The 25,053-nt window shown below is 41.4% G+C and carries 24 protein-coding genes and 1 tRNA gene; 6 read left to right on the top strand and 19 right to left on the bottom strand.

Annotated features, from left to right (window positions below):
• Nucleotides 1-225 precede the first annotated feature (225 nt).
• Nucleotides 226-1,203 carry a hypothetical protein gene (locus DWA30_RS01205; RefSeq protein ID WP_136073123.1) on the top strand — a complete coding sequence of 326 codons (978 nt, stop codon included), beginning with the start codon at nt 226-228 and terminating at the stop codon, nt 1,201-1,203.
• Nucleotides 1,204-1,533: 330 nt separating this feature from the next.
• Here DWA30_RS01205 and DWA30_RS01210 read toward each other — a convergent pair whose 3' ends face one another.
• The 7 genes from DWA30_RS01210 to DWA30_RS01235 form a co-directional block, all read right to left on the bottom strand.
• A complete protein-coding gene (locus tag DWA30_RS01210; protein ID WP_114490711.1) occupies nt 1,534-2,115 on the bottom strand; it encodes a relaxase/mobilization nuclease domain-containing protein in 582 nt (193 codons plus the stop codon).
• A gap of 2 nt (nt 2,116-2,117) precedes the next feature.
• Nucleotides 2,118-2,540: a hypothetical protein gene (locus DWA30_RS01215; protein ID WP_114490712.1), complete on the bottom strand. Its 423-nt coding sequence runs from the start codon at nt 2,538-2,540 to the stop codon at nt 2,118-2,120.
• A gap of 8 nt (nt 2,541-2,548) precedes the next feature.
• On the bottom strand, nt 2,549-2,734 hold the full coding sequence (locus tag DWA30_RS13170; protein ID WP_136073124.1) for a hypothetical protein: 186 nt from the start codon (nt 2,732-2,734) through the stop codon (nt 2,549-2,551).
• 2 nt (nt 2,735-2,736) lie between these two features.
• The gene (locus DWA30_RS01220) at nt 2,737-4,197 is read right to left on the bottom strand and encodes a type IV secretory system conjugative DNA transfer family protein (protein ID WP_114490713.1); all 1,461 of its coding nucleotides are present in this window, start codon (nt 4,195-4,197) and stop codon (nt 2,737-2,739) included.
• Nucleotides 4,198-4,356: 159 nt separating this feature from the next.
• A complete protein-coding gene (locus DWA30_RS01225; RefSeq protein ID WP_114490714.1) occupies nt 4,357-5,067 on the bottom strand; it encodes a hypothetical protein in 711 nt (236 codons plus the stop codon).
• A gap of 12 nt (nt 5,068-5,079) precedes the next feature.
• Complete coding sequence (locus DWA30_RS01230; protein WP_114490715.1) at nt 5,080-6,183, bottom strand: hypothetical protein; 1,104 nt, start codon at nt 6,181-6,183, stop codon at nt 5,080-5,082.
• Nucleotides 6,184-6,250: 67 nt separating this feature from the next.
• Entirely contained in the window at nt 6,251-6,487 is a 237-nt protein-coding gene (locus tag DWA30_RS01235) for a hypothetical protein (protein ID WP_136073125.1), read from the bottom strand.
• Nucleotides 6,488-6,817: 330 nt separating this feature from the next.
• Here DWA30_RS01235 and DWA30_RS01240 point away from each other — a divergent pair, with 330 nt between their 5' ends.
• On the top strand, nt 6,818-7,837 hold the full coding sequence (locus tag DWA30_RS01240; RefSeq protein WP_114490717.1) for a Ppx/GppA phosphatase family protein: 1,020 nt from the start codon (nt 6,818-6,820) through the stop codon (nt 7,835-7,837).
• Between the two features lie 29 nt (nt 7,838-7,866).
• On the opposite strand, the gene DWA30_RS01245 is transcribed toward DWA30_RS01240, so the two are convergent.
• From DWA30_RS01245 to DWA30_RS01275, 7 genes are all read right to left on the bottom strand, one after another.
• Nucleotides 7,867-8,142: a hypothetical protein gene (locus DWA30_RS01245; protein WP_114490718.1), complete on the bottom strand. Its 276-nt coding sequence runs from the start codon at nt 8,140-8,142 to the stop codon at nt 7,867-7,869.
• A gap of 59 nt (nt 8,143-8,201) precedes the next feature.
• Nucleotides 8,202-8,717 (bottom strand): hypothetical protein, encoded by a 516-nt coding sequence (locus tag DWA30_RS01250; RefSeq protein ID WP_114490719.1) that lies wholly within the window; start codon nt 8,715-8,717, stop codon nt 8,202-8,204.
• Entirely contained in the window at nt 8,692-9,054 is a 363-nt protein-coding gene (locus tag DWA30_RS01255) for a helix-turn-helix domain-containing protein (RefSeq protein WP_114490720.1), read from the bottom strand. Before DWA30_RS01255 ends, DWA30_RS01250 begins: the two co-directional genes overlap by 26 nt.
• Nucleotides 9,055-9,227: 173 nt before the next feature.
• Nucleotides 9,228-9,476 (bottom strand): hypothetical protein, encoded by a 249-nt coding sequence (locus tag DWA30_RS01260; protein ID WP_114490721.1) that lies wholly within the window; start codon nt 9,474-9,476, stop codon nt 9,228-9,230.
• 91 nt (nt 9,477-9,567) lie between these two features.
• Entirely contained in the window at nt 9,568-10,455 is an 888-nt protein-coding gene (locus DWA30_RS01265; RefSeq protein WP_114490722.1) for a tyrosine-type recombinase/integrase, read from the bottom strand.
• 38 nt (nt 10,456-10,493) lie between these two features.
• Nucleotides 10,494-10,567: transfer RNA gene (locus DWA30_RS01270), tRNA-Thr, on the bottom strand.
• A 305-nt stretch (nt 10,568-10,872) separates the two neighbouring features.
• Nucleotides 10,873-11,688 carry a tyrosine-type recombinase/integrase gene (locus DWA30_RS01275; protein ID WP_168421710.1) on the bottom strand — a complete coding sequence of 272 codons (816 nt, stop codon included), beginning with the start codon at nt 11,686-11,688 and terminating at the stop codon, nt 10,873-10,875.
• Nucleotides 11,689-11,948: 260 nt separating this feature from the next.
• On the opposite strand from DWA30_RS01275, the gene DWA30_RS01280 reads away from it, so the two are divergent.
• The 4 genes from DWA30_RS01280 (at nt 11,949) to DWA30_RS01295 (ending at nt 15,112) form a co-directional block, all read left to right on the top strand.
• Nucleotides 11,949-13,124: a type IV secretory system conjugative DNA transfer family protein gene (locus tag DWA30_RS01280; protein ID WP_136073126.1), complete on the top strand. Its 1,176-nt coding sequence runs from the start codon at nt 11,949-11,951 to the stop codon at nt 13,122-13,124.
• 97 nt (nt 13,125-13,221) lie between these two features.
• On the top strand, nt 13,222-13,680 hold the full coding sequence (locus tag DWA30_RS01285) for a JAB domain-containing protein (RefSeq protein ID WP_168421711.1): 459 nt from the start codon (nt 13,222-13,224) through the stop codon (nt 13,678-13,680).
• A 96-nt stretch (nt 13,681-13,776) separates the two neighbouring features.
• Nucleotides 13,777-14,580 (top strand): DNA adenine methylase, encoded by an 804-nt coding sequence (locus DWA30_RS01290; protein WP_262510093.1) that lies wholly within the window; start codon nt 13,777-13,779, stop codon nt 14,578-14,580.
• A 43-nt stretch (nt 14,581-14,623) separates the two neighbouring features.
• Nucleotides 14,624-15,112, top strand: coding sequence for a hypothetical protein (locus tag DWA30_RS01295; RefSeq protein ID WP_136073127.1), 489 nt, complete (start codon nt 14,624-14,626; stop codon nt 15,110-15,112).
• A gap of 56 nt (nt 15,113-15,168) precedes the next feature.
• Here the strand turns inward: DWA30_RS01295 and DWA30_RS01300 are convergent, their stop codons facing one another.
• The 5 genes from DWA30_RS01300 to DWA30_RS01320 form a co-directional block, all read right to left on the bottom strand.
• Complete coding sequence (locus DWA30_RS01300; RefSeq protein WP_114490728.1) at nt 15,169-15,600, bottom strand: hypothetical protein; 432 nt, start codon at nt 15,598-15,600, stop codon at nt 15,169-15,171.
• A gap of 1 nt (nt 15,601) precedes the next feature.
• On the bottom strand, nt 15,602-19,255 hold the full coding sequence (locus tag DWA30_RS13405; protein ID WP_245933837.1) for a DUF6443 domain-containing protein: 3,654 nt from the start codon (nt 19,253-19,255) through the stop codon (nt 15,602-15,604).
• A 46-nt stretch (nt 19,256-19,301) separates the two neighbouring features.
• Nucleotides 19,302-22,676: a hypothetical protein gene (locus DWA30_RS01310; RefSeq protein WP_114490730.1), complete on the bottom strand. Its 3,375-nt coding sequence runs from the start codon at nt 22,674-22,676 to the stop codon at nt 19,302-19,304.
• A gap of 19 nt (nt 22,677-22,695) precedes the next feature.
• Nucleotides 22,696-24,273 (bottom strand): T9SS type A sorting domain-containing protein, encoded by a 1,578-nt coding sequence (locus tag DWA30_RS01315; protein WP_114490731.1) that lies wholly within the window; start codon nt 24,271-24,273, stop codon nt 22,696-22,698.
• Nucleotides 24,274-24,864: 591 nt separating this feature from the next.
• Nucleotides 24,865-25,044, bottom strand: coding sequence for a hypothetical protein (locus DWA30_RS01320; RefSeq protein ID WP_114490732.1), 180 nt, complete (start codon nt 25,042-25,044; stop codon nt 24,865-24,867).
• Between the last annotated feature and the right edge of the window lie 9 nt (nt 25,045-25,053).

The following is a 25,053-nucleotide window of genomic DNA, read 5'->3' on the forward strand; positions in this document are numbered from 1 at the left end:
TAAGTCCAATGTCAAAAGCACCGATAAAATAAACTTCACATATAGATAATGCGTTGAGGATCAATAGGACTTGGATATCCAACACACTTCATTTAATTTTTAACCATATTGTTTTTAAATTATTGAAGATGTCCAATTCATCTAAGACTGCAAACGCCATTACATCTTCAAAGGCAATGAAGAGTGAAACAATAAAAGAAGTTCTAACGCTAATCAGATCAACCTATGAAAATGCTAAATAAACTTCTCTACATTGTTTTTTTCTTGAACGCTTTAAATTGCTATAGTCAACAAATCAAGGAGGATTCACACATCTATAGCGGTTTTACTGTAGGAAAAGCTTCAGACAATAGTTTTACAAGAACAGAACCTGCAATTCTAAATGTTACATTCCCTGGAAACGATAGTATTCCAAACAGCTATAGCATAGATGGTTATTTAGCCTACGACATGAAATTTAATCCAAAATGGTCACTTTCTTTACAGGCAGAAAGACATAAGAACACATTGATCGAGAAAGAACAGGACAATTTTCAATTTGGGATTACCGTAAAAAAGCTTTGGGAAATAGGAAGCAATCCGCCACCAGTAACCTTGTCAACTGGAAAGAAGATAACTTATCCTTGCTTTTATTTAAATTCTGAGCTTAACATTAAATATTCACAAGATGATAAAAAGAATACTAAAGGGCTACAGGTCATTGGTGCGTTCAGTTTTGAACTTCCCAATCCAAGAACTAATTTGAAAGAATTTGAATTTCTCAGACCTTTCCAATATTTTCCTGGGGATACGAGAAAAAATGGAGGCAAAGCTTCTTTTTATCCCTCCGATTTAATCCAAATTTACCATACCCATAATATTGGAGTAGAGCATTTGGAATATGAGAATTTAACAATACTAAATACTAGCTTTGGGATTAAAATTTTCCCTTTCAGTGGTTTGCTTTATAGAGAGTTTGAAAAATATGGAATCATCGAACTGGGCTATAGTTTTGTGGGAAGAACAGATATTTTATCTTCGGACAGTCAGCTTTATGTTGGTCCTCTAAGAACTTACAATGCCAAGATCAATTTTTGGTTTGATGATGACAAGAAAAGAGTTTTGTCGATTGGATATGAGCATATAAATGGTGGAAATCCACTTAAAGGCCTTGAAAAAAATAAATATGGACAAATAGCGATGAGCGCTCTTATAAAACAATAAGTTTTCAGATTGATCGTCCTTGTTCAACATCTTTTGATTGCCTGTTACGAATCTTTTGAAGTTGGATCAACCGTTTGTTGCGCTCTATATCCTGATCCAGCAATTGTAGTTTTTCCAATGGATAACCCAAGGTAGAGAGGCGGTATTTTCTGCCCTTCAAGATTCCATATTGACTACCCCGTTTATATAATTCGTATCCCTTGGATTTCAGTAGTGTTAGGAAGTTTTTCGAGGATATTGCTTTATCATATATCTCCGCAAGGTGGAGTTGCAGTCGTTGCTTTTTGGAAAGCCTACCAGTTCTGAGCTGTAGCTGGTATTCAGCATCTTTTAGAAGTGAGAGGTCTTTTTTTTTGAATGGTCGACCTTACTGTGCTCCAACCTTAAAAACCTGTCCTGATAGCGTTCCATATTCTGCTTCAGTTCCCTAAATTTAGATCGTGATAGCCGTTTTACCTTACCTCCCAGTTCAACAGCAGACACTATTACATGTATATGTAAGTGGTCTTTGTTACGATGCATAGAAGATACTATTAGGGAATTAGGACTACGCTCTTTTGCATACGTCCTTGCTACCTCCAACAAGGCATTTTTAGATAAGTGTTTGGAATCCTTGGCGTGAAAACTCAATATCTCGTGGTAAGCACGATTCGCTTTGGCGTGCGGAATGAATCGCTTATCGTTATTTGTCTCAAACTGCACCAGCATATTGTCAATACGAGCTTCGAGAACAGCTGCTTCCAATGCAGGGTCTCCTTTGGACTGTATAAGCTCCTTGTGATATTTTCGGTCGCCACGAATGGCGCGTGAAAGTACGAAGCCATCTTCCGTCAGATCGTGCCCTACGAGAATATACCGCAGGACATTCGACAAATTTGCTTTGCTCTTAATGGACTTGCTCTTGATAATCATGGTCAGACTATAAGTTTTGAGAACCGCAGTTCAAGTTCTTCTATTCGGTCAAGTATATCCTCTATCTGCGGAGAGTCACCGTTTTCTTCCAAGAGCGCCATGAGTTGCATCAGCTTTTGATGGATTATCGTCAGTTGCTCCCTATCATAGCTTGATGTAACACCAAGGCCCAATCTATCGAAAATGGTTCGGTACAAAAACTTGGAAACACTCATGTCTCCCTTTTGATCTTTGATACGTCTCAGGGCATCAGGGGCAAAACCAAGGGTAAACTCCTTACGAAATTTCCTTCGTTTTCTGTTGTATTCCCTGTGCCATAATCTGTAATACCGCTTTTTTGCCTCGATGACCTCTTCCTTGGTAGGATTGGCATCTGCTTTGAATACAGCGTCTAAATAGTCATGGATACTATTATATTCCATCATACAAACAATTATGGATTACCGATTTTGTGTTCCAAATACCTCTCGAAGACCCGTTCTGCTTGAATATTTGCATAGGTCGCCTGTTGAAAATATGTTCCAGCCCTTTGTGGGGTTGGCAGCGGCACACCACAATATGCACTGTCGCCACGTAGGATGGCTTTTTTGATGTTCTGAATATGAGTATACTTTTCCATTTTTATTGAGTTTTAGTTTGTTCGTTTATCGTATCATATTCCCTGTATTTGTCAAAGTTTAAATATTGGACTGAATAATTTGCGTTCAGGGATTCATCCTGTTCAGGGGCGGGAAGCGCCATATAGCGAACCAATCTGGACTGTTTGTAAAATGGGTACACCTTGCATTTCAAAGGTTGCATGCCACTTGGGACGACCAGTATATGATCTTTGCGCATCGTACGGACTTCATCAGGCGTCATCAGTTTGCGCCTTTTTGTATGCCCATTGTCATCATCATATTCATATTCCCCGAGCGTGTCAGAGATGGCACGGCTCTCATCCGAGAGTCCAGTAAAATATACCTTCACATTGGCATTGTTCAGGATGGTCTTCCCGTTGTGCATACCATAGTTATGGTAGAGCTGGTTCTCCGATTGGATCACCCCCATAATCGGCATCGCAAACTTGCGGGAATTTGAGATTATGTTCGCAAGGTTTGGCAGGTGCAAGCTCGAAAGTTCTTCCAGAATTACAAATACGTCCTTATCATTTTTGCTCGGAAGGCTCCTGAATACATGGGCGAAATATTGCTCCCAGAAGATTGAGAGTATCGTGCTGTAGTACTGAATATCCGATAATGGACAACGGAGGAATATGGCCGTCTTTGTCATGCGCAGGCTTTCAAAATCAATGGTGTCGACACTCGTTAGGTCGCACAGGTTCTCATCCTCTCCCAAGAATGCCAGCGAAGCCTGTGCAGAACTGATGATGGATGCCCTCGTATTTTCACTATTACCCATGAGCGAGAGGAACTTGCGCCATAGGTGTTTCGGGGTGGTATCGGCAAAATAGGCCTCAATTATTTTCGGTTCCCCTGCGAGTACCTCAAGGATACGATAGACATTGGCAAGATTTTGATGGATACGGGGTTCCGTTGCCCGTAGGTGGTGGATGCACAATCCGATAAGCTCGGTTGCCTTGAGCGTCCAGAAATTTGATTCCTTACTTGTGGCACGCACCAGCATACTGGCGACCTTGTTCACATCGGCATTGGTCTGGATACGATGGAGCGGATTATAATACAGGGAATTTGAAGTATCCCCAAAATTGATTTCCTCCACCGTATAGCCACGGTACAAAAGAAAATTCTTGGTTTTGATGAGCTCACCCGATGGATCGTTTATAATGAGGCTCCCACCGTTTTTATCGTTTCCAATGTTGAAGATGGAAGGGTATATTATCGTTGTCGTCTTACCACCTCCGCTCGGTGATATGACCATCAGGTTGTTACGGGACTGGCGCACCGAGAGATGCTTTTTTCCCGTTATTGAAAATCCATTGTACCGTACCGAGATGAGCTTGGATGGCCTTGCATATCTTGCCGTTAGGCTATGGTTCTTGCCTGCTATCTTGAGCAGGATACTGTCAAGGAACTCTTCCGTCCTCTCCAGCGCTCTTATGTTTATGTTCTTTAGATTCATACTATTGATGTTTATGTTAATTTCCTGAGAATTGCTCTAAACAGTTTGTTGAAAGCCTTAAGGAAGAGTTCCGATCCACGCGTCAACATATACAGGCAGATCAGGAACATCTTCAGTAAAAACCGCAGTAAGGTTATTGCTGTGTTCATGGTATATGATTCAGTTCGTTCGGGATTCAAATTCGATCGCGATGCCCAATTCTCCAAAAAGTTCCTCGTAGAGATTGCGCATCATACCGAAGCGCCTGTCCTGTTCCATAGTTTGGGGCTGGTAGACCACTACTACCTTCAGACCCTGCCAGTTTCGGTCTATCTGGGCAGACCGCTCAAGAAACAGCGCCATTACTTCTTCGGGCTTGTTCTGCAACAGTTCCATATCCGCCCTGCGGTGCACCGAGAACCAATCGCTGTTGTTCTCCTGTAAGTCCGAATAGAGATAGAGCAATGTATGGCTTAGGCTATCTTTTTGCAGATGGGCAATCTCTTCCATCAGGGGTATCCAGATAGAAGAAAATCGGTAGGTCTCCTCTTGCTCTGGTCTTTCGAGCAAGGCATCGATTTCCGAGAGAAATTCGCCGACAAGTACATCACGTTCCAATTGGTTCCCCATAAGGGCATTCCCGCCTTCAAGGTGGAGCTGTTGGTGGCCATTGTGCTGGAGGCTGTTGATTGTTCGGTAACGAAAGGTGGCGGATCGCCAAGGCTCCGTATCCAGTCCAAAGCCTTTTTTAATGGTCCCAGGGTCGGGCCTCGCGATAAAATCCACCTCCGTTTTGTCCTCCAAGACCGAGATGACGGTTCCCGTATGTTCCGTATCGGTGCAGGCCGATAGTATCAGCCCGATCACCAGTATATAGCTATAGTGTTTCATAATTCTTGTGTTTTAAATGGTTAAACCTTTATAGAATGATGGGAGCATTGCTATGGGATGCTCAAAGAACTTGGGCACCTTGCCGTCGCTCCGATGGATGCAGTTTGTGCTGTAGAAGGTCTTGAGGGACTCTTCATAGAGCCGCTGTATCAATTCTTCCACATCGTGGGCGTAGATCTGTATCTGGGTGCGGGCAAGCTCGGATTCCTTTTGTTTCTTGTGTACCTGAGCAATGGAAACCTTGAGAGCCTTCACCTCCTTGGCAATCCGCTGCTCGTCCTCTTCTGCGATACGGTAGGTATCCCATATCCTTTTCTCGTTCCGGCTGAGTCCCTTGAAATGGACGACCGCAGCCGCTATGGTCGTAATGAACATATTCAGGCAGGCGAAATAGAAGGCACCAGCACCATTGCCAAATACCATACTGCCTTTTAATGTGGTAGTCCTGAATATGCCGAGTACATAGAACACCATAAAAAGTAGTCCAAAAACCACGAAGGCAATAGCCCTCCGCTGGTTCGGCGTCCTTCCCTTGGCAATGATATCGGGCAGGTGCTCGGCGGTAAAGAAAATCCCGATACCGATGGCAAGCCCAATAATATAGGATGTTAGCAGGGGGTAGCCCATGGCCTGGAGTGCTGCGCTCGATATCAAGGTATCCACCAAGATGAGGAACATCAGTGCGATCCTTGTCCACCGATAGCGTTTGGCTTTCTTCTTTAGGGTATGGTCACATTTTTCTACCTCCCGCTTTTTGATGCGGTGGTCGGTACCCTTCTTCTCAAGTTCACTGTTGAGTTCTTTCAGGGTACGTTTGGTCTCTTCCTTATCGGCAAGGATGTGGTGGGATTCGATCTCCGATTGGAGCTCCTTCTTTGCGGTCATCATCATCTTGCTGTAAGCTCCGCCTATGACACCACTATATACATCCTTCTCGCATTCCGGTTCCGGCTTGCTGGGTTGCATATTCCCGAGGTCTTTGCCCAAGGGAATCGCTATCTCGTTCTTGATCGTTTCGTGCTGCTCCAACAGCTTCTTCTCAAGGTCTTCCACACGGTAGCGGAAGACGGTGATGTTTTCGTTTTCTTTAAGATTGTTCTTGATGTTTGTTTTCATAATTCAATTTTTATGGGATTTATAAATAAAGAGGACATCCCGAAATATTCGGGATGCCCTTAGATCATTAGCTTTTGCCAATCAAGAAGTTAAATCTATGCTCTGCATCTATATAGCTTTTCGCATAAAAAGATTGGCTGCTTTCGCTATCATAGATGACATAAAAGCCCGTCTGCGGGTCTTGAAGAAACTCGATTTGATTTTCTTTATCCAGTATCCTCATAGAGAGGATGCGGTCATTGGTCTGAATTCCAAAGTTTTTGTGGAAAGCACTTTGGGGCTCTTTTCTAACACTACTTTTCATAACTTTTGTTAGCATTAAGGGTTAATAAAAACCGGCTGAGACAAAAGCTTCAAAGAGAGTTCAGGAATTCAATAGATCGATTGTATGGATAAAAAAAGGTATTTTGAATATGAAATTGTGAAGAATAAAAAAAGCTTAATTTGAAACGGTGTCTCAAATTAAGCTTTCAAAAGAGACAAAATTGATTTGACCCGTAAAAAACAGGTGCGAATCCAAAGATTCTAATCAAATTCCCGAATTAATCGCTACGAGTGGCTTCTTATCTCTTTGATGCTAAAGTAGTTATTTTCTGTATAACCGCCAAAAAAAATCTGTACATTTATAAAACTTATGGACATCCAATACAACAGGAAACGTTTTATTTCCGTGATGGAACTGAGCTCATCAGGCATCAAGACAATCTCTGCGGCACCCTTCCATATCAAGAACAGAACCGACCTTTCAAGGTTTTCGGATAACCGAAAGCATATCTTTAGGCTCCATAATCTGATCGACAATGAAAATAATTTAGATATAGATGGCTTCAAGGAAAATCTTCTACCTGAAATAATAAAGCATTACCGTCTGATCAACAATTCGAGAAACCCTCAGGCTTTTCAGATAGTCCTAACAGGTTATTATAGGGAATTAAAGAACAAGGAAGAGGTTTTGGCAATTCTCAATCAATCAATAAAAGAAAAGTCCCTGAGCAGGAGTTATTCTATTTCAATTTTAAAGGAAGCTGATGAATCAAGGTTGCCATTTTTGGCTTGGAAGAACACCGCCTCTTTAGATGAGCGTATTTTTTCCAATGAGGATCAAAAGAAGGATACATACTTACACATTGACATTGGGGGAGCAACGACAGAAATTAGTGTAACAAATGATATTAATGATTTTTCCAATACAATAAGTTTGGAAAATGAAATCACTAAACTAGTTGAACAAATACTTGATACTGAAAAATTAACTGAAAAAATACTCAACAATATAATTTTAGATCTATGCTCAAAGGTTTTGGATGTATTTGTAGATAAATTTAAAAGATTCCACACAATTGACTTTGCCGTGGCCTCTGGGAGTGCTGTTAGTTTACAGCACCAGCTATTGAATCCAGAAGTAAGCGAACTTATACCTATTGATACTCTTGAGGATTCAATTCAGATAGCAAGAATCAAAAACAATCATTCATTTGATAGCATTCAACAAAAAGAGATTTACTACAGAACATTATTGGGTTCTTATGTTTTGAAGACCCTCTTGAAATATGCCAAAGTCGACTCTTACTTTCTTAATATTGCCAATCTGAGAATTGGATGTATCTACGATATGATGCTCAAACTAAGGGAAAACAAAAGCCCTTATTTATAAGGGCTTTTTGGGAAGCTGGATTTTTATGATCATATTCCCCAAATCTTAATTGTCTCCCAGTTTTCTATGTCGCTGTACTTGGCAGCAAAGCCACAGAGAATAGCATCATAGTGAAGGCTAATGGATTTAATCAGTATCCGTTTGGCGTTATTGCCCTCAGTCTCTTTAATCTCGTGTTTGAGGTACGCCAGTCGACGTTCCTTGTTCTCTTTTTCTATTTCCTTCAGGAAGTCTTGCAATGGAATATTCAGTTTTTCGACGTCTATTGCGAGGATCGTTGTAAATTCTTTTTGGCTATTACCCATGATTATGTTCTGTTTTGATTTAATAGAATCATAGCATACATAGGAATATTGTCAAACCTTCAACTCTGGTAGTAGTGGGTTATGCCGAGGGCGATTGCGTCAAAAATTTTTAGGGCATAATGCTCTGGTTCGTGGGATTTTCTCTTGCCGGGAAGTGACACGGGCAATTGCTTTACGTTCTCAGATATGACCTTGGCGATCTCATATTTGGAATGGGCATTAAAGGCCTTGAACACGAACCGAATATCGTTCCTCGAATATTTCGAGACAGGGATTTCCTTGGATTCGGCATATTTTTCAATGCTGGATATCGCGCGCCTGACCCGTTTGCTTTTCCTTGACCCAAAACCATCCGCATCCTCAAGGATGACCAGCTCGGGAAGGTAGAAGGTAATCTTTTCCTTGACCTTCCTAAGAACGTCTCTGTTCCGTATGGGATATTTGTGCAGCACCACATTATAAGCTCCCAATACTGTAAGGGCATCCTTGAGTATCGCCAGACTGAAGCCCCGTGCGTGCACGAATATCGCCATCACGACACGGCTACGCCTATTCTCCTGTATCTCTTGACCCATACGGCTCGATATCCTTTAATCTATTGACAATCTCCGATAAATACGATAATTTATAGACGTTCTTCGATGAGCTATGAGCCTTAAATTCAGCGATGAGTTTTTGGCTCCGCGCTATGAGCGTATCGGCAATGTGCTTATAAATAGGTGCAAACAGCTCCCGTAGCGATGCATCGAAGAGCATATGGTATGTCAGGAGCAATTCTGGCGGCGGATTCCGATGTCCGTGTTCGTAGCGCACAAGGTTACTCGCTTTCATCTCCAGTAGGACGGCAACATCTTTCTGGTCGAGCGGTGACTCGGTGCGTAGGTCTTTTAATAAAGTTCTAGAATGTATCATATAAAAAAGTGCCGTGGGGGTTATGCTCCACCGGCACTTTTTATTGTAACAACACTCGGTATCTGTTCTATGCACCATAGTGTATTCAGGAAATTATCCAAACGGATAATTTTTTCCGCGGTCGCTCGATATTCCGTGGATTGGTTCGGGATAAGTCGGTACGCCCAGTATTTTTACTGGGAAGGGGTTGCGCCCAATGACCGCACATTTTCTGCTTTGGAAATGACCGTATAGTTTTCCTGGTCAATGACACGCCCACAGTCGTGACAGGCATACAAGCCCTCCCAGATACCCTCAAAGGGTTCAACGGAAGCCCCGTTGCCGTCACAGGTACCAAAACCGCTTGCCATCGTGTGGTTTCCACAGAGGCACTCCCAATGGTCACCTCCATTTGACACTTCAATACGTTCGCTTTCTTTCATAGCTTGAATATAGCATCGCACACATTGAGGTCAACAATCACTTTTTCTGTTTTTGCAAGCAAAAACAATTGTGCCCCAAATATGCACTCCATCAGTTCAGGGGATGCTTGAGCATCTGGCCACGCAGGTGTTCGGCAGTAGCAGAAAGATAGATGGTCGTGGTGGAAATATCACTATGTCCCATCATCTTGGAAAGGGAATAGATATCGCACCCACCCTCTATCATCAGGGTGGCAAAGGTATGCCTGAGCCTATGGATGGTAAATTCTATCCTTGAGATATCCTTGAGGGTACGCACGACACGTCTAAGTCCAGAGTCGGTATAGCCTTGGTTCCTGTTGAAAGAGGTAAAGAACTCTGGACAGGTCTTCATCAGTTTCTTACGTTCGTTTACATAGCGTTTGAGGCTCTGTGCAAGGGTATGGCTCATTGGGATAATCCTGTCCTTGGCACCTTTTCCGTTGCGGACGAAGAGCGTCAAGTTCTCGATATCGACGTCCAGAACGTGCAGGTTGAAGAGTTCGGACTTACGGAGACCTGCATAGAGGAAGGTGGCGAATATGGCGTGGTTTCGGTATCGGAGGAAGGAACTTGGGTAGGGATAGTTCAGTATGATTTCCAAGAGCCGCTTAGCATTCTCTGTGGTTATCTTCTTGGGTATTGTCTTAGGTATCTTGGGCGTCTCGATGTCCTCGATGTAATTTTTGGGCAGATGCCCCTTGTCCACGCAATATCGGAAGAAGACGATGAGGGATTTGTGGTAGGTCATAAAGGTGGCGGGCTTCCAGTTGCGGTGTACCCGACCGTTGATAAAAAAGTGCCTGACACCCTCATCGGTGACCTCTTCGATCTTTGTTATCTCAAGTGATTTGCAAAAGAAACTTATGGCAGAGCGGTAGCTCCTGACGGTCTTCTTGGAATATCCCTTTATGTAGAGCGAATGGTCAAAAAAGCCATCCGCGATGATCTGTATATCCATTATTGATTTTTCGGTCGATACGGTTTTGACCAAGTTTGAGCCACCATTGGGAATTGAACCCAACACCTCCGACTTACCATGCCGACGCTCTAACCAACTGAGCTATGGTGGCGAAATAACCCTTTTTGCCCGACCCACTCCTAGGGGTTGGGGGTCGCAAATCGCTTAAAAAAGTTCTGCCAGCCTTATAGAATACCGTAATCCGAACATTTGGGTTAGGACGTTGAATTACCATTTAGGTGGCCCACGTCCTATCTGCCCAATACGTTATTTTATAAGGGAAATCTGATGGTTTGGTAAGTTGGGGGAACGCTAACTTTGGGGGCGCTAACCACCAAGGTTTTCGTAAGCTTCCATTGGTTTCTACCGTATCGCATTAAGTGAATAAAGTGTTCGGATATATCCATTGTAGACCACCTAATACGAATCATCAATACTGAGCTTGAGGATGTCATCGACCAGATGCTCAACGCCCAAAGATCGAACATAACGCTCGGTCATCCGGAGGTCGGTATGTCCCATCAACTGCTGGAGCTTTGGTAGGCTGATATTGTTTCGGGCGAGGTTACAGGCAAAAGTATGGCGCAGTTGGTGCAGGTGGAAACGGACGCCCGACCGTTCGTTCAATCTCCGCACCCAATGCTTGATGCCGTATGCGGTCAGCCGATCGTCCCTTTTTTTCGAGACAAATAGATATTCGCATTGGTAACCCTGTCGTTCCTTCAGATAGTCCGAGAGATGGATGCGCAAGGTCGGGTTGATGGGTATTTGTCGTGTCCGTTTTGATTTTGAGGTCGCACCTCGCACAATCAGATAGTTTTTGTCCAGATTGATATCCCGTACCTGAAGCGACAACAGTTCTGTCTTACGGACGCCCGTAAAGAACAGTGTGCTCAGTATAGCCGTGTCCCTTTTTAGCAGGAATGGGGAACGTGAGAGAAGCGTAACGGTCGAGAACAGTCTTTCAATATCCTTCTTCTTGATGGCGGGCTTGTTCTCGTAATGGCAACGGGGCTTTTTAATATATGCCAACGGGGACTTATCGATATGGCCACCTGTCTCTAGCCAGATAAAGAAAGGATTTAGCTTGTTCCAGTAATTGGCGATGGTCGTATCCTTGACCCCCGTGACCACTTTGTCTCTTCCTACGATCCGCTTGCGGGTCTGGAGTACCTTGAAGAACTCGTTCAGGGCGGTCTCAGTAAGATGGTGGGGATAAGTAATATCTGGCAACAATGTGGTCAGCTGTCGATATGATTCCCTGTAGGTCTTGATGGTCGAGGGTCGCCGTCGTAGGCTGAACTCACAGATTTTTATGTACTGCTCGAAGAGCGTATTGAGTTTTGGTTTTCGAGGGGACATGGGAACAGTCTAGCTCGGCACGGGCAAAAAATCAGCGCACCACATACCCAACCACGGGCATATACAGAAACCCATCGTGTCTATATCTGTGTTGCCTAGAACATAGTTTGAAAGTGAGCGAAACTGGTTCCATGCGCTACCTGAACCCTGAAGTCAGTTATTTTGCCAAGACCAACTTCCGCAACGAGGGGAAGCTTTTTGGCATTTTCCAGAGGGACAGGATGATGCATCTCTATGTACTCGGTAAGACGGGAACGGGAAAGACCAATCTGCTCACTACCCTGATTTTGCAGGATATCATCCACGGGAGGGGCTGTGCGGTATTCGATGTCCACGGGGATCTGCTCCGTAATATCCTTGACCACCTACCACAGAAAAGAATAAAGGATGTTATCCATCTCGATATGGCAGATCCTTATCTCAGCTATAGGTACAACCCGCTCAAAAAGGTTAGCGAGGAAAAGCAGTCCCTTGTGGTGGGTGGATTGCTCGATGCATTCCAAAAGCTCTGGAAAGGGGCGTGGGGGATGAAGCTGGAACATATCCTCCGCTACATAGTATTGACCTTGATTTCACAGCCCAAGGCTGATCTTTCCGATATCCCGAGGATCGTCCATGATAGGGAATTTCGGGAGCAGTGCATCTTGGGAACAACCAACAAGGAGGTTCTCAGATTCTGGCGGGACGAGTTCCCGAACTACAATATCAAGACGGACCTTATGCCCATCCTCAACAAGGTCGGTGCTTTCTTGGCGCATGCGAGCGTCAGACGTTTCTTTATAGGGAATCCAACGGACATTTCCCTGCGCCACGCTATGGATACCTCAAAGATCATCCTTATCGATATTTCCAAGGGAAAGATCGGACGGGACGCCTCTCATATCATTGGCTCGATACTGATTACTTCCTTTGCGAATGCTGCCTTTACCCGTATCGATACCGAGGAAGAGTTGCGTACCCCGTTCCATATTTTCTTGGACGAATTTCAGAATTACACCTCGCCGAGTATCTCGGGAATCCTGAGTGAGCTGAGGAAATTTCGCGTTTCCTTGACGCTTGGGAACCAATACATATATCAGCTTGATACGGACATCAAAAATGCGGTACTGGGAAACGTGGGTACCTTGGTTTCATTTAGGACGGGGCAACAGGACGCAAGCTATCTGACGAAGCAGTTCCATCCGATATTCCAGAGCACCGATCTGACGAGCCTTGAAAATTTTGATATCTACCTGACCCTTATGATCTCGGGAAAGCCCAGCCGACCTTTCTCGGCTACCACCATACCATATAAGGATATTCTCTAAGGTTTTTTTGATGTCGTCTTTGTGTATGGGTCTGTGGTGCCTAACCGAGTCTATTGCTTTCTGTCATACTCTCATTGAAACCAAAAAGAAATACACTATGAAGAAACACAACAAAACGACCATCTGCCATGAAGTGCAGGTACATTATAAACGACCGCTCTTTGACGAACCCAAGAAAGTGACTTCTTCGGAATCCGTGGTAGCTCTGCTCTGGGAATATATCGATCCCGAGCGTCTCGACTATAAGGAATTTTTTTGGCTCCTTCTCTTGAACAACAGCAATACGGTGATAGGCATGAGCGAGATTGGTGTCGGGAACACCACGGCTGTAGCGGTCAATTATAAGGAAGTACTGCAATTGGCTATTTTGACCAATTCGGTCGCTATCATCGTGGCGCACAACCACCCCAGTGGTGCATTGGAACCTTCCAAAGCAGATCGTCAGTTATCGGAAAAATTAGCGGAAGCAACCAAACTGTTGGACATTTCATTGCTCGACCATGTGATCGTGACCTCGGAGGGATATTATTCCTTTATGGATAACGGCCTGCTCTGAGTGTGGAACACCGAAAAAAAGCCGTTAATAACGGCAGATAATTTTTTAGCAGCATTTATTAGTCCTTTTTATCCGTGGCGATTTGTCACCCTACCTATGCCCAAAACACCCATAACCTACTACGGAGGAAAATTGAATATGGTAAAACAGATCCTTCCGCTCATTCCGGAACATCGGGTGTATGTGGAACCCTATTTTGGGGGAGGCGCCATCTTTTTTGCCAAACCAAAATCAGAATCCGAGGTCATCAATGACCTCAATGATATGGTCGTTAATTTCTTTGAAATTGCCAAAACCCGATATCTGGAACTGAAGCTGAAAATAGAGGCGACCCTGTTCTCCAGGGCGACCTACAGCGTTGCTCTTGCAATCTATCGGATGCCCCACCTCTTTACAAGGCTCCAACAGGCCTGGGCATTCTATGTAGGAACGAATATGGGGTTCAGTTGCCAAATCGGTTCTTGGGGGTTTGATAAGTACGGAAAACGGGTCAAGGCGTTCAGGAACAAGAAAATACGTTTCGACAGCTCTATTCAGAACAGGTTGGAAGGTGTCCAGATCGAGCATTTGGACGCTTTAAAGGTCATTGGGAACCGCGATGGCGAGGATGTTTTTTTCTATCTCGATCCCCCGTATCCGAACAGCGACCAAGGGCATTACTCTGGATTCAGCCAACAAGACTTTGAGAATCTCTTGGAGGTTCTTTCCAAAATCAGAGGAAAATTCCTGCTGTCCTCATATCCAAATGAAGCTTTGGATACACATACCAAGCAGTTTGGATGGCATACTCTTGTCTTTGACAGGGCAAAGAGTTCGGTGCACGCGAAATACCGAAACAGCACTACCAGAAAGATAGAGGTGCTCACGGCAAACTATCCATTTGAGCTAAAAGAAGAATAATTGAATATAAACCCGTGGCAATGCCACACTAAAACTATATATTATGAATGACAAAGTAATGATCGAGACATTGATCGACAACCTCAAGGAGGATGTCAAACTATTGGAACAGGTGGAAGAACAATTGGAACCACTTGAGAGACAGAAGCGTGAGATTTCGTCGCGCATCAAGGAACACCAACGTGATGCTGGGGTACTCATAAAATATGCCGATGAGAACGACCAAAAGCAGTTGGAAGAGCTGGGATTTGTAATCCCGAGCTCCATCACGGGGCTCAATGAAGTGGCAACCATCGCTCTTGAAGCGATCATCAAGGCAAAGGACAGAAAGCTCACCAATGAGCAGTTACACCAAGCCTATGAGAAGATCGCAAAGGAACAGGGCGAGGAAGTGGTGAACTATACCGAGTTCAACATCAAGTGCCGTCCGCTGTTCAACTCACAGAAACTCGTGCGGAAAAAAGGCAAGGACCCGAAAACCTCACGGGATGATATGATCTCCTTGAACGGTGGAATTTCTGAGAAGAAATGATGTGCCGATAATTTAATGACAGGCACCCCGACTCTTCGGGGTGTTTTTTTGAATAATTACTCTTCTTTTTTAAGATAACACAACCCATTAATGTCATTAGTATGGTATAAGTCGTAAATATCATTATCTGGCTCTATACAGATATCCGTTTCGATATCATAAGTATAACATTCAATGTCAATGTTGTTGACTGGTTTGATTTTTATACCATTAATTTCAGGAACATTTTCTTTCCGTGAGTTTAAATCTAAATTATATTTTTTTCCGACTTTGATAGTTTCACAAGCATTATTAGAATTTAAAATTTTTCCAGTAATGATTTTGTATTTTTTAGTTTCTTTTTTGGCATAAATAATATTCCAATTATTTAGTTCTTCCAGTTTAGTAATTAAAAAAATTCCAGAATCATTACTTTTAGCTTCAATAGTTGATTTTTTAGTATTGCATCCAAAGAAAAAGATAGAAATAATTAATATAGCAATTCTCATATTATTGTAGTGTTTGGATTATAGTTGTTTTTCCTTTGTTCTTAACAGACCATTCCACTTTTTTAACTCCAGTCGGGTATGTACCACTTGGCGTCATTGACATAACATTCCCTGAAGCATCATATAATGTTTCATATACTTTCCCAGATTGTGGTGTAGCCTTCCTATGAGCTTTATTGTAGACAGTTCCTGCGGCGTTAGCAGCAGGAGAGGACACTCCTTTCTTTTCAGATATCAAAGCACCCTGATATGCTTCGGAAACCTCATGCAGCATGTCAGCACCTGGCTTTCCATTTCCTGTACTCATCTTGTTTAATACATCGGGATTAACTTCTTGTTCAGCTGTAACAGTAGTATTCCCATTAGAATCTTTAGATACTGTATTTCCAGAAAATGCTCCTCCTATGTAAAGATCACCAGCTTTAGTTGTTTTTGTATTTTCTGCGTTAACATTTACAGTAATATTACTATCATCAATAGCATCAACTAATTGTTGAGCATCCTTGGACAGTTTCCCAGATCCGGTTTGACTATATGAAACTTTTCCCTTTGAATCCATAGTAAGCGATAGTTCTGTAGATACTGACGCCTGAAGCTCTTTGAATGCTGCCGCTTTTTCAGTTCCTTTAATTATTACGTCTTCGGGAGCCATTCCGTCAGGATCAACAAAACGAAGAGGATTGTCGAAGGCGTAGTTGTAAGGACTGTGCTTTCTCATCATTTCAGCAAGAGGGTCTATGTTCATCCATCTTCCCAGCGCCGCGTCATAGTTACGCGCTCCAAAATCGTGCCAGTTGAGCCCCAGCTCGTTCTGTTCCTCCTTGCCGTTGTAGCCGTACTTGTAACTACTCCCAAACAGCGGATCAACAGGTGTAAGCACAATAAATCCTCCAGAGATATTAAATCCCTTTTGACTATTGTTATAGCCTTCGTGTTTTAGTCCGAAAGGATAGTAATGGCTTTCCTCTAATATTTTCACTTGATTATCATTAGGATCAGGATCTAAGGCGTACCGTACTCTAATATTTCCTAAGTGATCTAGGTAATGAAACACATAATTATAACTTGGTATTCCGCCACCACTACTATGGGTGACCTCCACAGTACCTTCGGTGTGCGGAAAAAAGTCGAGTTGGGCAGGTCCCGAGCCGGGTCCGTCTTCATCTTGATACTGAAATCCGTCTCTGTATTCGATAGTTGTAGTGTTGCTGCCTTCGGTCACGGCTTTTTGAAGTTTAATACCATCTGCACTATAAAGATAGGTAATATTGCCTTGCGTCCCGAAATCAACTTGTACCGGTAAATTGAGGTGGTTGTAGGTAATATTGGTGATACCTTTGTTTTTGTCTTCGATCATGTTTCCGAAGCTATCATACACAAAGTCTGGATATACACCTGTGTGTCCATCATTAAAACCCTTAGAGTTGCTTTCAGCATCGGTCACCTTAATAAGACGATTACTATTGTCAGTCACATCATATTTATAGGTAAGTGAATCAATTGCAATAGGATTTGCCAGTTCCTGCGAACCATTTCTTTGAAGAGTTAGAATATTTCCGTTACTGTCATAAGAAAGATGTTCGTCATAGCTCTGCGTAAGCGGAGCGGCCGCTTCGGGTTTTTGAAACCAAGCATCTAATAATCGGTTTAGATAATCATAGGAATACCCATACTTACGTTCTAAATTATCACTACTGGTACGCCAAGAGGTTTGAGCAATATTGCCATTGTAAAGCGGTTGGACTGTCCCATTTACAGTGTTGTCCACGGTGGTATAATCAATTTCAAATGCGAAAAAATCGGTAGGTTGACCCGACCCTCCCAAATTACTCATATTGTTAATGTTGGTTAGCCAACCTCGAACATTGTACTGATAATCTACTTTTTGAAAAAAGGTAGCCCCAGAAGTATCGGTCCCACCAACTTTTTTATTTTTAAGTTGTCCTAAGGCATCATATTCGTTTTTAGCTAAGAGTTGCTCAGACATGGTATTTACCTTATGCAAGTGTTTTATAACTCTTTGCTGGTCGTCATAAATATAGGTGTCTCTTATGGTTTGTTCTTGATAGCTGCTTTCTAAACGATGCTTAGTGAGGGTATAGAGGGGATTTCCAATAAAATCATACTTAGTGTCTATTTGTGTATATCCATTTTGAGGATAGTCTGTATGTACTCTCACGGCACGTGCCTTATCATCATAGAGTGTATAGGTTAGCTTATGATCGGTATCGTTTTGCGTCTCTAAAATCCGCACCCAGCTTCCCGTTTGCAATCCTTTGGGTAATTGAGCGTTGTTGTAATATACCGAACTGTCGCCATCGCCTACAGTACCGGGTATGTTAGAAGGAGCATTTGGCCAACTGTAATCATCGTAATAGTTTATGGTGAGTATATGGAAACCAGTAGTAGGAGCCACATTGTTGGTATAGCCAAATTCTACTCCATTTATTGTAGTATAATTAGAAGTTCGCGTTTCAGAATAATCGGTTCCCTGCGTATCTTCAATTGCTTGTCTGTTAGGCTCAGTTATTGTGCCAGTTACCCAACTAGTATAGGCTACGCGTCCAAACGGATCGTACTTGGTACGCAACCAACCCTCAGATCCATCGCCAAAGGGAGAGAGCACCGGTCCTGTTGCAATGGGACGGTCAAGCGGATCGTATGCAATGTACTCCACGTCCTTACCCGGCAACTTTTTTCTTACAAGTCTGTTTCTCTGATCATAAGAGTATTGATAGCCTAATTCATCTAGTAAAGCTTGATGATTTGAAGCTAAGCTACTCCCATCAACAATTAGTTCGGAAGCTTTTGGTGAGAGCACAATGGCTAGATTTCCAAAATCATCGTATACATAATACGTGTCAAGATTGATATTAAGGTTAGGATCTGGAGTTGATGCTCGACCCGAAACAGTAGAATAATGTCTCTTTAAAACCACACGCCCAAGTTTGTCTTTATATTCCACAACACTCCCCCGTACTGCGCTATTTTCATTGTTCTCGTCATAGGTGATTGTTTTATACAATTGATCAGAAGGATAGTAACCATCATAGTCAAGATCTGGCAGAAAGCTACTATTAGGACCAATGGAAAATTTATAAACCTCATTGTTAGCGTTGGTATGGTATTTAAATTTTACTTCATGATTACTTCCCATTGCCCACTCATTACCCGGGGCGGCGTGTTTAAGTACTCGGTTTAGTGGAGAAGGTTCAAACTCCTTTTCACTATAGGGATTTATAGTATTGTCAAACTCAGAGGTATTGTAAAAAGCTTCCGTATTGGATAACCCAGTTCCATCAAATAAGAGCGATGTGGATGATCGTTCATAGGGCAAGTATTCTTTAATTTGTCTACCAAGAGGGTCATACTCTAAGTGTGTAATTAGGTCGCCTCCGGTTCCTCCCTGCTTGTGGGCTATTTGCTGAATGGGACGTCCCAAACCATCATAATAGGTAATGTTAGTAATCACATCACTTGCATTACTTGAGGAAGATGGCGTGGCAACCTTATAGGTCTTAGTCTTTACCCAGTTTTGAGTGTTATCTTGCCCATACACCGCTATGGTAGTAAATAAACACAGTAAGAGTATCAGCGGAAAAGATAAACCCAGATGCTTTAGAGTTTTGATTTTTTGGCGAGCTGTATCAATCATAGTACGATGGTATAAATTTGTGTTCAAAGGGAAAGGTCTAAAAGAATCAGTTTTCAGTTCGGTATCGATACTCATTTTCTTGAAGAATATTTCCGTGTTTATCCTCTATTTGAATGAGCCTCCCAAAGACATCATACATAAAATACTGGATATCTCCTTTGGGGTCAGTAATTGACGTGACCCCTTCAAGTGGCCTATAAATCATAGTTGTGACCAAGACATTGATATTACTTTGGTAGTGATTTCTCAAAGAGGATAGAGCGCTTGTTAAACCACTAGTAGTAGTTGCATTTTCAATGTTTGAACGTAAGTTAGATGGAATATTCAAATAACCTATATTTTCTAGTTTTGCAACAGGATACTGGCCAGTAAAGCTCCATAAGTAAGTAGTTCGTGAACCACCTTCTTGTCCATAATCTACCAAATTGCCATAGTTATCGTATCTATAGTATAAGAGCCTTTCTTCTAAGTTATTATCTTCTTTTGCAAAGAAGATTTTTTGAGGCTGAATATGACCGTTTGAATTAAAAAATTGTTTAAGCTCTTTACTCAATAACTCTTCCACACCTCCTATTTCCTTATAGATAGTTTTCTCCACTAGTTCAGATATCCTATTTTCTGCTATTAAGTTCGACATATACGGTTCGCTTATCATGTCCTTAGGATATTTATAATAGGTATTGTAAATATCTCCATTTGAATTACCAGTAGGGTTGTAGGTTAAACTACCACCGGTATAGTTTGCAGTATATTTGGTATTTAAAGATTCCTTTGAAAGTAATGATTCATCATTATATTCATACCCCTTGACAACAGGCACACACTTGTAGTTAGAGCCACTTCCGTAAAGACTTGTGGATATATTTTGATTCATATACTCTTCTACCTGCTGATATGTGATAAACTGATAATCATTATTATATCCAGACTTTAATGAACTTGTTTGGTCTCCACCACAAGGTTCTTCATACGTAAACTTCATAAGTGATGGTGTCTTAAAAGCATAAGTACTATCAATAGAACTAGTGTAATAATTCTCAATAATTTGTACTGGTTTATTATTGGTGTCATAAACCTTTCGGCTTCTTAAATTACCTCCTTTAATTTTATTGAATCGAATTTTTTCTTCATAGGTTTCAATAATTTTTCCGTTGGACGATAGTCCATTCATTTGCTGAGTTTCCACTTCAGAATAAAGGTATCCAGAAATAACGGGTATGTGTTCACTCATGGGAACTAGATCCGATGTGAAGACGATAGGCGCATTTTGATCTGGATTGATCTTCTTAAAATTCCGGTTGCTGGACGAGTAGATATTTGTATCATCTATGTGATAAGCGTTATAGGAAAATTTCTTATGATTGGCAAGGGTATTGACCTCACTATAATCTTTTATCTCCTTTATCCTAACCCCTCCAAAATAATGTTCTTGATAAACAACGTTTCCGCTAGATTTTTCCTTTTCATACCATTGCAAATTAATATCCAAATAATGGTTAGAGTTTTTAGGATCAAAACTTCCCGCTTTAGGTATTCTTAGGACAATTAAATAGTCACTGGTGTCATCAAAGCTCTCTGTGGATAATACCGACAGATACCCCGAACCACCACAGATGTTACTTTGGGCAATAAGGTCTCCCAGAACAGGATTGGACTGAGTGCCTGAGTATTCGTAAACAGCTAATACAGGTACTTCAGAAGATGTTAGACAATTTTGTGTATAACACTCGGGGCAATAAGAATTAGCAGTAAGACTAAACTTAATTTTTTTTGTGATGGCATCAAAACCAGAAAAGAAATTATAATTATAGAATAAGCCATCTTCACTATATCCTGTAGTATTCGTGTTTAAGTTCAAAGACTTACTTTCTATCATTGGTTCGTATAGGTTAACCCCCATTGCGTTAGGTTCATAGGTAAAGTCAGTTCTTCCACCAGTGGGGTATTCAATACTTTTTAATATCCCGGCTTGTAAATAATTATTGTCAAAATAACGATCGGCAAGATTCTCATAATACACCATGTCCAATTCACTCTCTAGTAGACTTCTTTGAGTTCTTGCCAATAAAGAATTATTGTTTTTGCCGTTATAATACCCGTGATAATCTTTAGATTTCGAACCAATTGCCGGTAAATTCTGTTGGTTATAAGTAAACTTATAAGAAGGTTTAGCAGTTCCATCAAATCCTTTTTCTTGAACCTCTAGTAATTTTAGTCTGCTATCACCATCGAAAGCTCCATAGGTAAAATGAAAGCTCTTGGTTTTATTGTTAATTTTGTCTATAATTTCAATTCTATCCAGTTTATACTTCCATCCCGATATAGTTACACCTGGAGGGTTTGTAGTAGAATAAAAGAACTCAATATCGATGTTGTCTGAGATAATCTTTTTAATTGAATTGTTCCTTGTCTTGTTCTCGATTGCTGTTGTGGATTTTGTGTAATGACGCTGTGATGAAGTTCCTCCAGTTTTACAATCTAGGGGCAAAGTGTACCCAATAACGCAACCCTCTGAGCCACAACCATAGGCATACTCAAGCTGTTCGGACGCTGGGTTAATCATGTAGTCGTATTGATACTTCGAAGTTTGATACTCAAACACGATGGATCTACCATTTTTAGTGTTGATTTGATCTAGGAGCCAACTCACTTCTTGCACATCTCTATCCATTTCAAAACCTGGATCACCATAGGATACGTAAGTGAAAGTGTTCGTTTCATTAAGTTCGATATTACTTGGATCGTTAGCAAATAGAAAGTTATTTCCCATTTGATCTTTGATTTCAAATCCGGGAGTAGTTTTATTAATTATGACTCCATTTTTACTAGCCTTTAAAACATCTCCGTTAGAGGTAAATATAAAATCACCTGAGCCTCCAGGGTAACTATAGTTAAATTCATCTGGCCATTGATCATAGTCCGAGACATGTAACTCTAAATTTGATTGGTTAAATTGATCAGTATAAAATGGTGGACCTGGCTCATTGTAGGTTGCTACCCAACCATCAAAATAAGTTTCCGAGCTATTTCTTATCCAGCCAGCAGGCTTAAAATCATCTAGATCTTTAATGGTTCTATAGACTGCACCCCCTACATTTAAATTCCATTTTAATCCAACCACAGAAGAAATATCATCTACTTTAACGCCCGAGGCGTGGTAGGAAAGTGAAATGGGAACTTCAACACCATCAATAACAAGTGTATAAATAGGAATAGAAATAGTGGGTAAACCGGAGGATAAATCAACCGGCGTGTTACCATACTGTAAGAAACTGGCCGCGGTGGGTGTTGGAGGTACAAAATTTACACTTGGATTTGTATAATAGGTGTTAAATGTTGTACCGTCTTCATTCTGACAAAGTAGTATATTCGAACTAATTAAAAGCACACATAGTGCCAATAAAGTTTTATTGATGCGCATACAATTGTAGTATAATGAATTAATCTTTTTTAAGAATTTTCACCGAGTAGGTGGTATTGTTGGTTTCTACTGAAAACAGATAGACCCCAATGGGAAGACCCGATAGATTCACCGGAACTGTTCTATGTGATATTGGAATTTGTTGCACTTGTCGTCCATTCATATCGTAGAGACCCGCAGTGGCATTTTCAAAATCTTCATTGATAATCACATTGGTATAACCACTGGTAGGATTTGGAAAGGCCTCTAGCATGCCTCCATTAGCAACTTCATCATTTTCTTCATCTAGTAGTTTTACGACCCAAAAATCATGTCGCCCTTGTCCGCTGTTGCGATCCCCTGAAACACTTCCGTTACTGGTACCGGCCAATAGGTATCCTTGGTCACGTGTTAGGATCACTTGCTGTAGAATATCATCGCCATTGCTTCCAATTTCCTTTCGCCATTTTTCTTCTCCCTTCTCATCAATTTTGATGGCTACATAATCGTTTATTCCTCTGCTGTCGGATCGTTTAAGACCTACTCTTTCGCTTTTAGCATAGCCTGCCATTAGCATGCTGCCATCCTTGTTTTCAATAATATTGGACAAAATATCATACTCACCAATATCATAGGTTTTTTCCCAAAGGATAGTCCCCTCTTCATCTAGTTTAAATACCCAAAAATCCGTGCCTTTTTTGTTAGAGGCTTGTTTTGTGTTGCTATTGGGCGAGTTAGAAATACCCCCTAAAAGCAGGCCTTTGTCTTTAAGGCTTAAAACCACATAAGGATGATCATCACCTTCGCCTCCATAGGAGCGTTGCCATAGGGATTCTCCCTCTTTATTGATGCGGACTAACCAAAAATCACCGTTTCCGAAGTTCTCTGTTTTCTTATTGCCAGTATCTGGTGAGTTGCTATACCCTAAAATATAGAAACCATCTTCCGCAGCTTCGGTTATGGATTCTACAGTATCTAAATAAACACCCCCAAAGCTGTTATCCCATAACACCTCTCCAGTTGCATCTATTCGGACGATCCAATAATCACTACTGCCGTAGTTTTTTCCTTTTTTATTTTCCGAAGTAGGAGAGTCGGATGTTCCTGCTAGTAGAAATCCTCCATCTTTTGTTTCTATGGCTGTGTGTAGTTTATCACTTGCGATTCCTCCTAAGGTTTTTTGCCATTGTTCTGAACCATCAGCATTTAATTTTATGACCCAAAAATCTTCAAAACCAAAACCATTGTCTTTCTTATTGCCACTTTTAGGAGAGGCACTGGTGCCGGCAAGTAAAAATCCGCCATCTCGGGTTGTAATAATCGTTTTTAAAAAATCTATGTCAGAACCCCCATAGCTTTTTTGCCAATCGAGTGATCCATTTTGGTCCATCTTCCAAACCCAATAGTCCATGTTGCCAAAGGACTTATCTTGTTTGTTTCCGCTTTTATCGGATATCGAACTACCGGCTAAGATAAACCCATAATCTTGCGTTGGTTTAGCATCAAAAAGATAGTCAGCGTGCAATCCGCCATAGGATTTGTCCCAAAGGATGTCTTGTGCAGATACTGATAAAGAAATAAGAATACATAGGAATGCAATAGAGTAGAAATGCTTCATTAATTAGAGAGTTTAATTGCTGCCAATTAATGAATAAAAAAAGACATTCACAACGGATATTTACAATAACAGGAAAAATCCCCTTTTAAAACAGGAAAAACCCTGTTGCTTAAAAATATTTGAACTTAATCGTACAGTATGAATTGGTTAAACCAAAAATGCTCATGTTCAAACTCAACAAGCCACATCAAAATGGGGTTGAATGCTAAAAATGCGTTTTAAGTGCCTTGTAATTTAAGGTTTAACGATTTTTTACTAATTTTTCGTCTACGCAACAGGAAATCGTTGCGGTGTTGTTGTGCAATTTAGATAATTCATAGTTTGTATTTAAAATAAATTATTGGTACCTAAAAAAGTACCTAAAATTTATTTATATTGTAATATGAAAAAAATTCAAACCACTGAAATATAGCATGTTAATGATTATAGCCACTTGCTTCATGAAACTTAAAATCCAGTGGACAGAAATGTCCGTACGGGTTCAAGTCCCGTCTTCAGTACAAAAGCTCCCTAATACAGGGAGCTTTTTTGTTTTGAGAAGTTAGATCACAAGCTTTATATTAGTTATGTTAGCGCAAGGTTTTATCGCTATCATTCCTCCTCATTTATATCAATATCAAATTCAGATAATAAGCTTTCTAATTTGCCTTTATAATATGCATCCATTCGCTCACGGTTGTACTTGATCCAGCGTTGCATGCCTGCTTTTTTTTCTTCATCACTCCATTCGTTAGCATTGTTGCTTTCTTCGCTATTTTCTTCAGTGCTCATAATCGTTTT

The organism is Candidatus Ulvibacter alkanivorans (genome assembly GCF_003333325.1).
Taxonomy (GTDB): domain Bacteria; phylum Bacteroidota; class Bacteroidia; order Flavobacteriales; family Flavobacteriaceae; genus Ulvibacter_A; species Ulvibacter_A alkanivorans.

Coding starts and splice junctions, on each gene's coding strand:
- DWA30_RS01260 (WP_114490721.1), bottom strand. CDS start 9,476: ATGAAAGAAAGCGAACGTATTGAAGTGTCAAATGGAGGTGACCATTGG.
- DWA30_RS01255 (WP_114490720.1), bottom strand. CDS start 9,054: ATGATACATTCTAGAACTTTATTAAAAGACCTACGCACCGAGTCACCG.
- DWA30_RS01250 (WP_114490719.1), bottom strand. CDS start 8,717: ATGGGTCAAGAGATACAGGAGAATAGGCGTAGCCGTGTCGTGATGGCG.
- DWA30_RS01230 (WP_114490715.1), bottom strand. CDS start 6,183: ATGAAAACAAACATCAAGAACAATCTTAAAGAAAACGAAAACATCACC.
- DWA30_RS01285 (WP_168421711.1), top strand. CDS start 13,222: ATGAAGAAACACAACAAAACGACCATCTGCCATGAAGTGCAGGTACAT.
- DWA30_RS01235 (WP_136073125.1), bottom strand. CDS start 6,487: ATGAAAAGTAGTGTTAGAAAAGAGCCCCAAAGTGCTTTCCACAAAAAC.
- DWA30_RS13405 (WP_245933837.1), bottom strand. CDS start 19,255: ATGATTGATACAGCTCGCCAAAAAATCAAAACTCTAAAGCATCTGGGT.
- DWA30_RS01265 (WP_114490722.1), bottom strand. CDS start 10,455: ATGGATATACAGATCATCGCGGATGGCTTTTTTGACCATTCGCTCTAC.
- DWA30_RS01315 (WP_114490731.1), bottom strand. CDS start 24,273: ATGAAGCATTTCTACTCTATTGCATTCCTATGTATTCTTATTTCTTTA.
- DWA30_RS01245 (WP_114490718.1), bottom strand. CDS start 8,142: ATGGGTAATAGCCAAAAAGAATTTACAACGATCCTCGCAATAGACGTC.
- DWA30_RS01310 (WP_114490730.1), bottom strand. CDS start 22,676: ATGCGCATCAATAAAACTTTATTGGCACTATGTGTGCTTTTAATTAGT.
- DWA30_RS01300 (WP_114490728.1), bottom strand. CDS start 15,600: ATGAGAATTGCTATATTAATTATTTCTATCTTTTTCTTTGGATGCAAT.
- DWA30_RS13170 (WP_136073124.1), bottom strand. CDS start 2,734: ATGGAAAAGTATACTCATATTCAGAACATCAAAAAAGCCATCCTACGT.
- DWA30_RS01290 (WP_262510093.1), top strand. CDS start 13,777: ATGCCCAAAACACCCATAACCTACTACGGAGGAAAATTGAATATGGTA.
- DWA30_RS01205 (WP_136073123.1), top strand. CDS start 226: ATGAAAATGCTAAATAAACTTCTCTACATTGTTTTTTTCTTGAACGCT.
- DWA30_RS01210 (WP_114490711.1), bottom strand. CDS start 2,115: ATGATTATCAAGAGCAAGTCCATTAAGAGCAAAGCAAATTTGTCGAAT.
- DWA30_RS01320 (WP_114490732.1), bottom strand. CDS start 25,044: ATGAGCACTGAAGAAAATAGCGAAGAAAGCAACAATGCTAACGAATGG.
- DWA30_RS01220 (WP_114490713.1), bottom strand. CDS start 4,197: ATGAATCTAAAGAACATAAACATAAGAGCGCTGGAGAGGACGGAAGAG.
- DWA30_RS01225 (WP_114490714.1), bottom strand. CDS start 5,067: ATGAAACACTATAGCTATATACTGGTGATCGGGCTGATACTATCGGCC.
- DWA30_RS01295 (WP_136073127.1), top strand. CDS start 14,624: ATGAATGACAAAGTAATGATCGAGACATTGATCGACAACCTCAAGGAG.
- DWA30_RS01280 (WP_136073126.1), top strand. CDS start 11,949: ATGCGCTACCTGAACCCTGAAGTCAGTTATTTTGCCAAGACCAACTTC.
- DWA30_RS01240 (WP_114490717.1), top strand. CDS start 6,818: ATGGACATCCAATACAACAGGAAACGTTTTATTTCCGTGATGGAACTG.
- DWA30_RS01215 (WP_114490712.1), bottom strand. CDS start 2,540: ATGATGGAATATAATAGTATCCATGACTATTTAGACGCTGTATTCAAA.